19 protein-coding genes are annotated in these 13,493 nt (G+C 37.7%); 11 read left to right on the top strand and 8 right to left on the bottom strand.

Going from position 1 to position 13,493, the window contains the following annotated elements:
- Positions 1-118 precede the first annotated feature (118 nt).
- From bshB2 to AC1RNS_RS11765, 3 genes are all read right to left on the bottom strand, one after another.
- Positions 119-808, bottom strand: coding sequence for a bacillithiol biosynthesis deacetylase BshB2 (bshB2, locus tag AC1RNS_RS11775; protein WP_492992815.1), 690 nt, complete (start codon positions 806-808; stop codon positions 119-121).
- A 13-nt stretch (positions 809-821) separates the two neighbouring features.
- Complete coding sequence (locus AC1RNS_RS11770) at positions 822-1,172, bottom strand: YojF family protein (protein ID WP_492992814.1); 351 nt, start codon at positions 1,170-1,172, stop codon at positions 822-824.
- A 501-nt stretch (positions 1,173-1,673) separates the two neighbouring features.
- On the bottom strand, positions 1,674-1,955 hold the full coding sequence (locus AC1RNS_RS11765; protein WP_492992812.1) for a hypothetical protein: 282 nt from the start codon (positions 1,953-1,955) through the stop codon (positions 1,674-1,676).
- Between the two features lie 187 nt (positions 1,956-2,142).
- Here AC1RNS_RS11765 and AC1RNS_RS11760 point away from each other — a divergent pair, with 187 nt between their 5' ends.
- The gene (locus AC1RNS_RS11760) at positions 2,143-2,694 is read left to right on the top strand and encodes an acyl-CoA thioesterase (protein WP_492992810.1); all 552 of its coding nucleotides are present in this window, start codon (positions 2,143-2,145) and stop codon (positions 2,692-2,694) included.
- A 49-nt stretch (positions 2,695-2,743) separates the two neighbouring features.
- Here AC1RNS_RS11760 and thiD read toward each other — a convergent pair whose 3' ends face one another.
- On the bottom strand, positions 2,744-3,574 hold the full coding sequence (gene thiD / locus AC1RNS_RS11755; protein WP_492992809.1) for a bifunctional hydroxymethylpyrimidine kinase/phosphomethylpyrimidine kinase: 831 nt from the start codon (positions 3,572-3,574) through the stop codon (positions 2,744-2,746).
- Between the two features lie 174 nt (positions 3,575-3,748).
- Here thiD and AC1RNS_RS11750 point away from each other — a divergent pair, with 174 nt between their 5' ends.
- The 5 genes from AC1RNS_RS11750 (at position 3,749) to AC1RNS_RS11730 (ending at position 7,008) form a co-directional block, all read left to right on the top strand.
- Positions 3,749-4,426 (top strand): uracil-DNA glycosylase, encoded by a 678-nt coding sequence (locus AC1RNS_RS11750; protein ID WP_492992807.1) that lies wholly within the window; start codon positions 3,749-3,751, stop codon positions 4,424-4,426.
- A gap of 316 nt (positions 4,427-4,742) precedes the next feature.
- Positions 4,743-4,919, top strand: a complete 177-nt coding sequence (locus AC1RNS_RS11745) for a uracil-DNA glycosylase (RefSeq protein WP_492992805.1) — start codon at positions 4,743-4,745, stop codon at positions 4,917-4,919.
- A complete protein-coding gene (locus AC1RNS_RS11740) occupies positions 4,919-5,185 on the top strand; it encodes a YwdI family protein (RefSeq protein WP_492992804.1) in 267 nt (88 codons plus the stop codon). The genes AC1RNS_RS11745 and AC1RNS_RS11740 overlap by 1 nt, the downstream gene beginning before the upstream one ends.
- 26 nt (positions 5,186-5,211) lie before the next feature.
- Positions 5,212-5,592, top strand: coding sequence for a DUF423 domain-containing protein (locus tag AC1RNS_RS11735; protein ID WP_492992802.1), 381 nt, complete (start codon positions 5,212-5,214; stop codon positions 5,590-5,592).
- A gap of 237 nt (positions 5,593-5,829) precedes the next feature.
- A complete protein-coding gene (locus tag AC1RNS_RS11730; RefSeq protein ID WP_492992801.1) occupies positions 5,830-7,008 on the top strand; it encodes a M20 family metallopeptidase in 1,179 nt (392 codons plus the stop codon).
- Positions 7,009-7,099: 91 nt separating this feature from the next.
- Here the strand turns inward: AC1RNS_RS11730 and gerQ are convergent, their stop codons facing one another.
- Positions 7,100-7,432, bottom strand: a complete 333-nt coding sequence (gene gerQ, locus AC1RNS_RS11725; RefSeq protein WP_427548479.1) for a spore coat protein GerQ — start codon at positions 7,430-7,432, stop codon at positions 7,100-7,102.
- A gap of 21 nt (positions 7,433-7,453) precedes the next feature.
- Positions 7,454-7,879, bottom strand: a complete 426-nt coding sequence (locus AC1RNS_RS11720) for a cell wall hydrolase (protein WP_492992799.1) — start codon at positions 7,877-7,879, stop codon at positions 7,454-7,456.
- A 403-nt stretch (positions 7,880-8,282) separates the two neighbouring features.
- Here AC1RNS_RS11720 and AC1RNS_RS11715 point away from each other — a divergent pair, with 403 nt between their 5' ends.
- Positions 8,283-8,453 carry a hypothetical protein gene (locus tag AC1RNS_RS11715; RefSeq protein ID WP_492992797.1) on the top strand — a complete coding sequence of 57 codons (171 nt, stop codon included), beginning with the start codon at positions 8,283-8,285 and terminating at the stop codon, positions 8,451-8,453.
- Between the two features lie 165 nt (positions 8,454-8,618).
- Positions 8,619-8,801, top strand: a complete 183-nt coding sequence (locus AC1RNS_RS11710; protein ID WP_492992796.1) for a hypothetical protein — start codon at positions 8,619-8,621, stop codon at positions 8,799-8,801.
- Positions 8,802-8,840: 39 nt separating this feature from the next.
- On the opposite strand, the gene hemQ is transcribed toward AC1RNS_RS11710, so the two are convergent.
- Positions 8,841-9,590 carry a hydrogen peroxide-dependent heme synthase gene (hemQ, locus tag AC1RNS_RS11705; protein WP_492992794.1) on the bottom strand — a complete coding sequence of 250 codons (750 nt, stop codon included), beginning with the start codon at positions 9,588-9,590 and terminating at the stop codon, positions 8,841-8,843.
- A gap of 156 nt (positions 9,591-9,746) precedes the next feature.
- Between hemQ and lipL the strand changes: the two genes are divergently transcribed.
- Positions 9,747-10,580: an octanoyl-[GcvH]:protein N-octanoyltransferase gene (gene lipL / locus AC1RNS_RS11700; RefSeq protein WP_492992792.1), complete on the top strand. Its 834-nt coding sequence runs from the start codon at positions 9,747-9,749 to the stop codon at positions 10,578-10,580.
- A 29-nt stretch (positions 10,581-10,609) separates the two neighbouring features.
- Here lipL and AC1RNS_RS11695 read toward each other — a convergent pair whose 3' ends face one another.
- The gene (locus AC1RNS_RS11695; RefSeq protein ID WP_492992791.1) at positions 10,610-11,257 is read right to left on the bottom strand and encodes an RsfA family transcriptional regulator; all 648 of its coding nucleotides are present in this window, start codon (positions 11,255-11,257) and stop codon (positions 10,610-10,612) included.
- Positions 11,258-11,494: 237 nt separating this feature from the next.
- Between AC1RNS_RS11695 and AC1RNS_RS11690 the strand changes: the two genes are divergently transcribed.
- Positions 11,495-11,719, top strand: a complete 225-nt coding sequence (locus AC1RNS_RS11690; RefSeq protein ID WP_049667962.1) for a YuzB family protein — start codon at positions 11,495-11,497, stop codon at positions 11,717-11,719.
- 248 nt (positions 11,720-11,967) lie between these two features.
- Complete coding sequence (locus AC1RNS_RS11685; RefSeq protein ID WP_492992819.1) at positions 11,968-13,287, top strand: HD domain-containing protein; 1,320 nt, start codon at positions 11,968-11,970, stop codon at positions 13,285-13,287.
- The last annotated feature ends 206 nt before the right edge of the window (positions 13,288-13,493 follow it).

Here is a 13,493-nt window from a genome sequence, read left to right as displayed (position 1 = left end):
CTCGTTTTGAAAAAGGGCTATACTTTTTAATTTGTCACCTTGATTTCATTGACATAATAGTATTTCAACAACATGAAAGGTTCTGTTCCTCATAAAAGAGAACAGAACCTTTGTTTAATTACTTCACATAATGATCAGGGTTTATAATGTAGAACTTTTCGACATTCAGCCAGCTTTCACTCATTGGCTCCCCGTCATCAATGCGCTTTTCCGTTTCCTTCATCATCCAAGCTGTTTGAGAGGCATGGGCCTGTAAAGCTTTCACTTTGTCCATCTTCATCTCACGAATATCATAGACAACATGAGGCTCACCATTTTTCTCAATAGTATCATTTGCAAAGGCACAGCCAAATACTTGTGGACGCTCAGCTTTAGGCATGCGGCGAACAGCCTCGACTACTGCACGAGCAGTGGCCTCATGATCTGGATGCACAGCAAAGCCAGGCAGGAAAGTAATAATAAGAGAAGGCTTTAACTCTTCGATTAAACCTTCCACCAGCTTTACCATTTTTTCATCGTCTTCAAATTCAATTGTTTTGTCACGTAAACCAAGCATACGTAAATCCTGTATACCCATAGCCTCTGCAGCAGCAATAAGCTCCTTGCGGCGAATTTCAGGTAAGGATTCACGTGTAGCAAAAGGTGGATTTCCTAAATTACGCCCCATTTCACCTAATGTTAAGCATGCATATGTAACAGGTGTATTCATCTTCTTAGTATAGTAGGCGATTGTCCCAGCAACTGAAAAAGCCTCATCATCTGGGTGAGGGTAAACAATTAAAATATGACGTTGTGGTTGTAAATTCAAATAGTCGTCCCCCTTAATAAGTAAATGGCGTTTCACTAATTTCAAGCGCAATCGCCAATTTTCCAGAGTAGTCTAGTCCAGCCATTAATAAACGGCCTAAATCATCTAATTCATAATGTGTGATGCCTTGAGCATAAACCCAGCCATGTGCCATTTTTAAACCGACACGATGTGGTGAATCATCTACTACCTTTGCTAATTCATAATTAATCTTTGCATTGCGAATAAAGGCGCCTGCATTAAAAAATTTTTCATCAAAGTGTGCTGCATAAGAACCGTTCGTTGTCTCAAGATGAATATAAACGTCTTTGTTGGCGAAAGAATTCAATAATTCCTGCAACGTCTCTACATGTACTTCTTGCATCTTAACACTCCTCTCGATTATTTCTAATTTAAGTATAGTAAAAAAAATTCACAAAGGGAAATTGAATGCCCTTTAGATGATAAATTAATCAGTCGTATAAAATAAATCGACATCTATTAATTTATGACACACCCATAAGCAATATTCTTGAAAAAATTATAGTAATGTATCAATATAAGAGTGTGGAAGCAATTTTGTACAAAATGTGTCGTTTTGTATAGTAAACGATTTCACAACTAATAAGATATTGCAGCCATGGCTTCTTTCTGATACAGAGTATAGATAAACGTGAATGTTGAAGGAAAAATTAAACTAGGAAATATCACACAGATTCTATCTTGGTACAATAGATGACACTCCTTCAACGTGGACGAGTTATGTAGATCAAGAAGGAAAGAAGACTGAAAGCTAATTATCATAGTATAGTAAAAAGCCGCGATTCTCTCATAACAGAGAACCGCGGCTTTTTAAAAGTGGCTGAAGGATTGGAAATATGTATCTTTAATACCTGTTGAGCTTTCGTTCGATGGAATCTAAGCGATTATTAACATTCTGTAATTGTTTATACATTTGTCTAAACTGTATATTTTGATCCTGTGCCTCTGATGTTTTTTCTTGAGCTAATTCCTCTTCCTCCTGCAATGCTAATATTGTGGCGAGGGTTGATAATGAATAACCGAGTGTTAAAACAATGGAAGCAATTACTTCAACTTTAGAGGAGGTTATTTCTCCAGCTAATAAACCAGATTCTTCATTCGTTCCTTCATATTTATGCTTTTTCATTTATCTCCCTCCCATATACAGCTAATATATGGTGGAGAAAGCGGTAGCGTAACTTGTCCATTACTTTTCCCATTGGAAGCTGAAATTCCTCATTAAGTATTTGTAATTTTCTAATAATTTTATTGATTTTTCTAGAAGAATAGAGCATTATAGTAGAAATAAACCTATGTTTTGAGGGGGAATTGTTGTGAATAAGGGCTTTAAATATTGTAAAGAATCCAGAGTTATGCGTACAAGTCGAGTGTTTCCAAACGATGTCAACAATCATAATACACTATTTGGTGGTCGATTAATGAGTGATATTGACCAGGTAGCCTCCATATCTGCTGCAAAGCATAGTCGTAGGGATTGCGTAACAGCCTCAACGGATTCAGTTGACTTCCTTCATCCAATTCGCCCAACGGATTCTGTTTATTTTGAATCCTATGTAACATGGACAGGAACGTCTTCCATGGAGGTATTCGTAAAGGTCATTTCCGAAAATTTAAAAACGGGGGAGCGGAAGGTTGCAGCAACGGCATTATTAACATTTGTAGCTTTAGATGATAATAATAAGCCCGCACCAGTGCCTCGCGTAATTCCTGAAACAGTGGAGGAGACAAAGCTACACGAAACAGCCGCAGAACGAGCAAAGGCACGTGCAGAGCGGAAAAAAGAAAGTAAGGCATTGGCTCAGTTTATTTCAATGAATGATCCATGGGATTATCGGCTCGAAATGATGGAAAACTATTACATGTGAAAAATAGGCATCCGATTAGTAAGCTTTTAGCTAATCAGATGCCTTTTCATTATAGTTCCGTCACTGTTACTTCAGGTGCACCAAAACGTGATTTTGCACCATGCATCACTGGCCCAACGTAGTCATTTAAAGCCCAGCCATGAGCAATTGCAGCAGATACAAACTCTTTTGCCTCTATAACTGCTTCTTTTACTGAAAGACCATTTGCAAGGTTTGCGGTTACCGAGGCCGCAAATGTACAGCCTGCACCATGATTATAAGTTGAAGCCACTTTTTCAGATTCTAATAAATAGAACTTCTTACCGTCAAAGAATAAATCCGTTGCTTTTTCTGTGGCTAACGCTTTTCCGCCTTTAATGACAACAGCCTTAGCACCCAGCTTATGAATTTTACGGGCTGCTGCTTTCATTTCCTCTATCGTTTTTGGTGTACCTGTCCCAGCTAATTGTCCAGCCTCAAATAGGTTAGGTGTTATGACTGCAGCTAGTGGCAATAGATATTGGATCATGGCGTCTGTGTTGCCAGGGTTTAATACTTCATCCTCGCCTTTACAGACCATTACAGGATCAATGACAACATTGGATGTACCCGATTTTGCGATAGCATCTCCAGCAATACGAATAATTTCCTCAGTTGAAAGCATCCCTGTTTTAATAGCATCAATGCCTGTTGATAGAGCCGTATCAATTTGTTTTTGCAGAAGCTCTGTTGGCAATGGTGTCACGTTATGTGTCCAACCATTTGGATCCATCGTTACAATTACCGTTAATGCCACCATGCCATATGTTCCGTGTTCCTGAAATGTTTTTAAATCGGCTTGCATCCCTGCGCCGCCTGAAGTATCTGAACCAGCAATGGTTAAAGTTTTTTTAAGAGTCATGTGAAAGATCTCCTTTATAGATGAAAGTTTTAAAATTATCATCTAGTATAGTCCGATTCTGATTCTATAAAAATAGCCAGAATGCTATATTTTTACAAGGTCAGTTAGAACTGATACTTGAATTCAACATTATTTTTTTGTACCGTTGAAGGAAGAGAAAGGGGCTTATAAAAGATGAAACAAGTATTCCCGAATGATTGGCAAGCAATACTAGCAGAAGAAATGGAAAAAGCATACTATAAAAAGTTACGACAATTTGTAGCACATGAATATTCAACACAAACCATTTATCCACCTATGAATGATGTTATGAATGCCTTTAATACAACACCTTATCAAGATGTGAAGGTTGTTATATTAGGTCAAGATCCCTATCATGGTCCGAATCAAGCACATGGATTGAGTTTCTCAGTAAAGCCAGGAATTCCACACCCACCGAGTCTACGTAATATGCTTCAAGAATTACAGGATGATGTGGGTTGTCCGATTCCTCAGCATGGTACATTAACGAAATGGGCGCAGCAGGGTGTCATGTTATTGAACACAGTTTTAACTGTTCAGGCAGGTCAAGCAAACTCCCATAAAGAACAAGGATGGGAGCAATTTACGGATGCTGTGATTGATAAATTAGCAATAAGAACAGAGCCTATTATTTTTGTGTTGTGGGGCAAGCCGGCACAACGAAAAAAACCATTAATTCGTAAATATTCAACACCCCATGTCATTTTAGAGGCTCCTCATCCAAGTCCACTTAGTGCCTATAGAGGTTTTTTTGGTAGTAAACCATATTCTAAGATTAATGCACAGCTACTAGAATGGGGAGAGCAACCTATTGATTGGTGTCTAGCATAGATTGGCACAAATCGTTTATCTTCATTCAGCAGACTCCCACCTCTTCAAGTGGTGAAATGAATGTCGTTTTGGTTCCTTTTCATGTGGGTGTCCAAACCTGAATGAAGATAAGCCTCCGGCGGATGTCACGGATTTTCAAAGGAATGAATAAGTGGATGTTAGCCTAAAACCTTTGCATCCTGCGAAAACGGCTAACTGACCTGCATCGTGCAGGCCTAGGCACAATTCAAAATCCGGACGCAATTACGCCAAGGCGAAATTGATACACTATTAGATTCGTGATACAGTTACTTATAGAAGAAAGTGAGGGGCAACGATGAAGGTTAATTGTTTCAAATGTCAACATTTTAAAGTAACGTGGGACCCACAAACGCCACGTGCCTGTGCAGCATATGGCTTTAAAACAAAGCAAATACCATCCGTTGTCGTAAAACAATCCTCTGGTATGGACTGTCTAAAATTTGTACCGAAAGCAGAAAGTGGGAGAATGTAATGATTCCTTATCAAGCCATTATTCAACAACTTGAAAAGCAATTATTAGGTGTGAAGAATGCTGAAAATGAGCAACAAATTCGAGAAGCCTTAACTGCGATTCGAGCATTATGTGATGTGGTATTAGACTCAGCTGACAGCATATCAAAAGCGCAGTCTAAGCATATACCACAAATGTTGGTATCAGAGCAAAAGCCATCAAGCTTATACACAGCAAAAATTGAAGAAGAAGATGGAGCAAATGGTGATTCAATTTTTGATTTTTAACCATTATTAAAGGCAGGGAGAATAACATGAAAAAATTTATCGTGACAGGTGCACTTCATGGCTTTTTAGCAGTAGCATTTGGTGCGTTTGGTGCACATGCGTTAAAGGAAGTTTTAGATGATTATGGTCGTGGTATTTGGGAGACAGCTGTACAATACCAAATGTTTCATGCGACAGGCTTGCTTGTTATCGGCTTATTAATGAGTTCAAAATTATTAGGAGAGGTAAAGCAATTAAATTTTGCTGGTATTTTCTTTAACCTCGGTATTGTTTTCTTTTCAGGCAGTTTATATATATTAGCCATCAGCGGTATTAAAGTATTAGGTGCCATTACCCCAATTGGCGGTGTACTATTTTTAACAGGATGGGTGCTCATTATTTTAACTGCTCTTAAACATGCTCGATAAAAAATTTGAGCTGTGATTCAACTTCAAGCTTATGCAGAATAAAAAATTAAACACTCTACTCCTTCGCATTATTTGTGAGGGGGTTTTTATCTTTAAAGTAGTTATAGCAACTATTGAAAGCTCTAAAAATTTATTCTATCAACCTTCGTTTTAATTCCTATTGTTTTCGTAAGGATTTATAGTACACTGTTATTACCAAAAGAGTTCGAGTTTGAGAAAGTGAGGATTTGTGATATTATGGATAAATTATTTACATTACTTGATCATAGTTTTGATGAAATGGTTGCCATTCGTCGACATTTACATGAGTATCCGGAATTATCCTTTGAAGAGGTGGAAACACCAGCATATATAGCAGCCTTCCATCGTGCATTAGGACATGACGTTCGTGAGCAGGTAGGAGAACGTGGTGTGGTTGCGACATTACGTGGTGGGAAGCCAGGTAAGACGGTGGCGTTACGAGCTGATTTCGATGCATTAGCCATCCAAGAAGAAAATGAAGTTCCATATAAGTCAAAAATAGATGGTAAAATGCATGCCTGTGGTCATGATGGCCATACAGCAACATTATTAGGTCTTGCTAAGGCATTGAATGCGATTAAAGAAGAAATTGCAGGGGATGTAGTATTTATTCATCAGCATGCGGAAGAGATTGCCCCAGGTGGAGCAAAGCCTATGATAGAGGATGGCTGTCTGGATGGAGTAGATGTTATTTTCGGTACACATTTATGGGCACCCACGCCAATAGGAGATCTGCTGGTGAGAGGTGGAGCGATTATGGCTGCTGCTGATAAAGTGGAAATTACGATTCAAGGTAAAGGCGGTCATGGGGCAGAACCACATCATTCGATTGATGCAGTTGTGCTGGGATCACAATTTGTTGTAAATGCACAACAGCTTATTTCTCGTCGAATAGATCCATTAAAATCAGCAGTGTTAACGCTTGGTCATTTTGAGGCAATAAATCCTTTCAATGTGATTGCTGACCGAGTAGTGCTTGCAGGAACAGTCCGTACATTTGATGAGCAGGTACGTCAGCAGATGGAGGATGAACTGGAGTCTGTCTTAAAGGCAACTTGCCAGACTTTTGGGGCAAGCTATGATTATCGCTATACAAGAGGTTATCCGCCTGTTTACAATCATGTGGAGGAGACAGCATTTATTGCACAACTTGCGAATGATGTACCAGAAGTAGAAAATGTCATAACATGTCCACCCTTTATGATTGGTGAAGATTTTGGCTATTACCTAGAAAAAGTACCAGGTACATTTTTCTTCACAGGTGCTAAAAAGCCTGAGTGGGAAAAAGCATATCCACATCATCATGCACGCTTTGATTTTGATGAACGTGCGATGCTAATTGCTGCCAAAACTTTAGGAAAAGCAACTTTACAATACTTACAGAAAAATGAATAGTCAAATGGCATGATAGGACGTTTCCTACCATGCCATTTTTAGTAAGTATCAATAATAACAACAGCCGATTACTAGCTAGATAAGCAATAAATTATGGATTCTGATTAAAATAGGACATCTCTTCATCATATTCAGCAAAATCAAAGTAAATCATAGGGAAGAGAAAGCGATGATTCGATTTAAGTTCACGTATAATTACATGATCTCGACCAGCAGCTTCTACTACACCTCGCACAGTTTTAGTGTTTTTTCCTTGCTCAATAGCATGCTCAAAAGAGAAATGGAAGGTAGCTGGTTTTCCACGATTCAAACGCAAAATATTTTCAATATAGGACTCTTCCCGTCCAGGTGGTCGTCCGCTACTTGGAATTGTTACTTGTGGGGGCATTTGTTGCGTTGTCGGTGTCCAATAATATGGCATCATCGATTATCAACCTTCTTTCTTTTAGATTTGTGGGCAGTCTTCCTCAGTTGGTGAGAAAAAGCAATGCGATTTATATCTTCCTGTGTTCCATTGACCATACCATTGTGCTGGACAAGCTCCTTCAGGTCTAAAAAACCAGAGGGAGCGGGTTGCAGGATGGAACCGTTCACCTTGAATCACTCGTTTTGCTAAACGAATATCTAGCTCACGTGCTCGTTGATAAAAGTAACCCTTCTGTGTTGCCTCGAACCCTCCTGGACGTTGATAAACCATTTGTTCAATTGTTCGAATATCTCCAAAATCTAGGCAATCCCCTCGTACGCGATTGACGCCTACGTTGCCAACCATCAGCATCCCTAATTCTCCTTCACCTTCTGCCTCAGCGCGCATAAGCCTTGCGAGCATTGCTGTTTGAGCATCATTGGTCTTTATAACAGCGATTGACATTCCTCCTCGCAGACAGTATATGCATGGAGGCATTGTAGACATGTTTATTTTCATAATAAAGATCATCACATTTTAAAGTTAGTAAGCATATATTAGTCATAACGAGTAGTCTGTAAAAAATAGGGTAAGATCATTTAAGATTTTAGATATTTTTTTATAAAATTGGGTAAAGAGAGAATAGCTAATATATAGGGAACATGAGATTATTTATGCCCCATCATAATTGCGTCCGGATTTTTATCGAGCTCGCTCGTCCATTAGGGGGATATCTTGACTCAGTAGGGTTTGTACACCACTGAATAGGGAGTAAATCGCATCATCTTACCATCTATAGAGGTGGGAGTCTTGTGCTGAATCAAGAAAAAAGTTGCATGTGTATTGAATACATGTGAGGTGACGGGAAATGGAGATTGGTGTTTGGTTTGGTATTTTATTGAGTGCTGTGCTGGCGTTTTTATTAGGTGAATTTTACGGACAGCCACTCCATTGGTATCTTTTTATTTTAATCATCGTTATTGGTTTTTTTATCAATACGATTATATTGATATTAAAGGTGAAAGATGAAAGCTCCTGATGGTCAAAGTAATAGGAAAATAAGAAAGTGTCATCGTAGTAAAGGTGACACTTTCTTATTTTTGTTATTGATAGATAAAAACTTTTGTATGACAAGTATATTGAAAATAAACAGTGACATACTAAAATGGAAAAATATTTTTTGCTTTCATGAAGGAGTGTTACAATGCGTATTTTTGGTATGTTTATAGCAATTATCGTAAGTGCATTCATAGCTGTAGGTATAGCAGAATACTACCATCAACCATATAATTGGTATTTAGTTTTCCTAATGATTCTAACTGGTTTTTTTATTCATACCATTATTTTAATATTGGAATCAGAAGCAAGTGAAGAAAATGAATTTTAAAAAAATGCGAGTCCATTTTAGGGCTCGCATTTTTGGGATTTAAACAGTTAAGAATTTCACTAGTTTTTCGTTATCAAGAAGGTTACCAACGAAGAATGCACCGAACTCCCCATAACGAGCAGAAACTTCATCGAAGCGCATTTCGTATACTAATTTTTTAAATTGTAAAACGTCATCTGCGAATAATGTTACGCCCCATTCATGATCGTCGAAGCCGACAGAACCAGTAATGATTTGTTTTACTTTACCAGCATAGCCACGACCAATCATACCGTGAGAACGCATTAATGATTTACGCTCATCCATTGAAAGCATATACCAGTTATCATTGCCCTGACGACGTTTATCCATTGGATAGAAGCATACATATTTAGAGCGTGGAAGCTCAGGATATAGGCGTGCGCGTACATGTGGATTTTGATATGGATCTTCGTTTGATTCGCCAGCTAAATAGTTGGAAAGCTCTACAACAGATACATAAGAATATGTAGGAATTGTAAAATCAGCAATTGCTAATTTATTAAAATCAGCTTCAAGCTCTTGTAGCTCATCCATTGTTTCACGCAATGTCATAATCATAAAGTCCGCTTTTTGACCAACGATTGCATAAAAGGCATGAGCACCTGTTTTAGCGATATCTGCTTCGTTTAATTTTTCTAAATATGTGACGAATTCTTCTACTGCTGCTTGACGTTCTTCAGAAGAAACGAGTTTCCAAGATGCCCAGTCGATTGATCGGAAATCATGTAAAGCATACCAACCATCTAAAGTAATTGCTGCTTCATTCATTATTGAAAACACTCCTTTATAAGTGAATAACATTCAAATTTAGTTTATCATAGTTTGTACAAAATCCCTAAATTCATGATTGTATTTCACGAATTTGACACCTTCCACAGATTATGTATGCTTAAGAGAAGAGATGTAAATAGAGGAGCTCTAAGCATGAATAGTATTTTACAACAACCAATTTGGCGTTTTTACGATCAATCCATTAGTGCAAAACAAAGATCACCACTTGAATCCTTTGCAACGGATGATACTTTATGTCAGTTAGTGGGACAATTAGCCTCTCCGCCAACTATTCGTACATGGGTACATGATGCATCCGTTATCCTTGGTATTCAGGATCATCGATTACCTTATGTACAACAGGGAATGGAATTACTCAAAACACATGCCTATCACCCTATCGTACGTAATTCGGGAGGTTTAGCAGTAGTCCTAGATGCAGGAGTATTAAATATTTCACTGGTTTTATCTGAACAAACAGAAGCATTAAGTATCAATGATGGCTATGATGTAATGGTTGCCCTAATCAAAGGATTATTGCCTGAGGTAGCAGATAGAATTGAAGCCTATGAAATTGTAGGTTCCTATTGCCCAGGTTCCTATGATTTAAGTATTGATGGGAAGAAATTTGCAGGTATTTCACAAAGGCGCTTACGTCAAGGAGTAGCTGTGCAAATTTATCTATGTATTGAAGGAAGCGGTTCCGAACGAGCAGCGCTTATTCGAGATTTTTATGAGGTAAGTTTACAGGGAGAGGAAACAAAATTTACGTATCCTAGCATTGACCCTAGTGTAATGGCTTCACTGTCAGAGCTTGTTGATGCAACTTTAACTGTGGAAGCAGTAATCATCCGATTACAGCAGCTTATTCATAGTATGACGGAAGAAATACGATTTGAATCTTTTCATGATGAGGAACTTCCGTTATATGCATTCTATTTACAACGAATAGTAGAGCGCAATACGAAAATGCTCGCACCTAAATAATAGAAGCAACAAAGGAAAAAGCGATGCTGCTAACTAAGCGCATCGCCATTTTCTTGATAAGTAGAGCTACTTACAACAAGATTTCCGTTTTTCTCCATTTTGAAAACAGGTGCAATTCGTTCTTCCTCTTCATCTAGTGTTACAAGTCGTCTAGCACGGTTCATAATTTGTACAAATTGCTCGTAATCTTTGCGAATTGCTCTATTCTCTTCTTCTAGCTGAGTAATGGTTTTTTCTAGTTTTTTATTTTTCTCAGATGTTACGTGTACTAGCTGTCTCCATTTTGTAGACTCATTACCTAGCTCACCAGAATGCTGTAAACGTAGTAAGTAGGCTATGACAATATCAAGAGATAGTGCAGATAACGGGATGGATTTACCCTCTGCGGCACTGCTATTGACTGTAAACATACTAGAGGCACGTCGTCTTGCAGGAGCACCCAACACTCGCATTCTCTCTTTTCTTTCTTTTTTTGCTTCAGCTAATTGTTCTTCATATTCCTTGCGAACAACAGCATTCCAACGAAAACCACAGGCAGCAGCAGTACGATTTAACGCATCACCAGCTTCTTCAAAAGCATTTAGCTGTGTACTACCCTCTGTTACATGGCGAATAACCGCCTCTGCTAATAATTCATCATTTTCTTGTAACCAAGCATCTTGTCTTACTTTACTCATATAAAATCCTCCCACCTTTATTTGGAACTTCTTTATTTAAGACTAGCATGACCAATCTTTTAACCTTTTATTCATCTATGTGGAAGGAATTATGCTTGAATACAAGGTGAAAAGTGCGATACAATACCCGATGTAGGTTTGTACGCATGCTGCATACTTAAATATGTGAAGGTCATGCGTTCAATAAAAGTGATGTTTTAAATGAAAAAATACTATATAGAAAGGGTTGTTGACAAAATGGCAAACGAATTTAAAGTTTGCGATGAATGTCAGGCCGTTAACTTAAAAACGTTAATTCCAAAATTAAAGGAAATCGATCCTGATGCAACCATCGAAATCGGCTGTCATTCCTATTGTGGCCCAGGACGTAAAAAAACATTTACCTTTGTGAATAGCCGCCCTGTTGCAGCCTTAACGGAAGAAGAGCTTATGGAAAAGGTATTGGCAAAATTAAAGAAATAAGTAAAACAAACATGCTATCTTCACTTGCTGAGGATAGTTTTTGTTTTCTTTAAGATGTTTAGGTATTTATAATCTTGAAAGAGCCATTAAATATAAATAAGCATTTTTATTAGGTCAATAGAAATCTAATTTTTAGTGAATATCCAATGATTTAGGTTGATAGTCTCTATAATGTAAGAGAAATATGTATGCTAGTCCAATATTTATCGCATATAATAGAACAAATACGAAACGGGGGTGCTGTACAAATGACACATTATGCAAAAGCTAAATTACAAGAGGAAAAAGTATTTAAGGACCCGGTGCATCGCTATGTGCATGTACGGGATCAGGTGATTTGGGATTTAGTGGGAACGAGGGAATTTCAACGATTACGTAGAATTCGTCAGCTGGGTACAACATTTTTGGTATTTCACGGGGCGGAGCATAGCCGCTTTAGTCATTCACTTGGTGTTTATGAGATTGTACGCCGTATAGTAGATGATATATTTGCTGGCCGTCCTGAATGGGATGAAGATGAACGACTTCTTGTGCTTTGTGCAGCCCTATTACATGATTTAGGACATGGACCATTTTCACATGCATTTGAAAATGTCTTTGAGCTAGACCATGAATTTTATACAAGACAAATTTTACTGGGTAATACAGAAGTGAATGCAGTCTTAAAGAAAGTTGCTGCTGATTTCCCAGAGAAAGTATCTCAAGTCATTGAAAAAACCTATCCAAATAAGCAAGTCATCAGCCTGATATCCAGTCAAATTGACGCTGACCGTATGGATTACCTACAGCGTGATGCCTATTTCACTGGCGTCAGCTACGGCCATTTTGATATGGAGCGAATCTTAAGAGTGATGCGCCCACGAAAAAATCAAGTGGTGATTAAGGCAACTGGCATGCATGCAGTGGAAGATTATATTATGAGCCGCTATCAAATGTACCTGCAAATTTATTTTCATCCAGTTTCTCGTAGTGCAGAGGTTATTTTAAATAATATTTTAAAACGAGCCAAGCAATTAAGTTTAGAAGGCTATCATTTTAAGAATGAGCCTACACATTTTAAAGCATTTTTCCGCAATTCTATTACGCTTGAGGACTATCTTGCGTTAGATGAAAGCATTCTTTTTACATATTTTCAACTTTGGATGCAAGAAGATGATGCTATCTTAAGTGATTTAAGTCGCCGTTTTGTGAATCGTAAGCTATTCCAGTACATTGATTTAGATCCAGGGGTAGAGCTAGACAAATATCAAAAACTACAAAAGCTTTTCAAACAAGCGGAGTTAGAACCAGAATATTATCTTGTCCACGATACGACAGCAGATTTACCATACGATTTTTATCGACCAGGTGAGGAAGAAGTGCGAGTTCCGATTTTTTTAGAAATGAAAAACGGAGAGTTACGAGAGCTGTCACGTGAATCGATTATCGTCGATTCCATTTCTGGTCGTATGAAACGAGATCATAAAATATATTTCCCTTTAGATTTTTTAGAGGATAATCTGACACATGCTACGGTAAAGAAAGAAATCTTAATGTTGTTAAAAGGAAAAGGGAAAAATAAATCCTAGAATATATTTAAAATGTATAAATTTTGTATATCTATTTTTGTGTTTACCAATATTTATAAGAAGAACAGTAAACAAACTCAACTTGGGTGATTGTTTACTGTTTTTATTTTTGCATAAAAATCAATAAATTTGGGAAAATATTGATTTATTTAGAATTATGTAAATGAAAAATATGGAATTGTTTAGAATTTGTTCAGTAGCGCTTT

The sequence above is a fragment of the Lysinibacillus sp. GW821-FHT14F06 genome, assembly GCF_058803665.1.
This window is presented reverse-complemented; position numbering and strand designations above follow the sequence as displayed.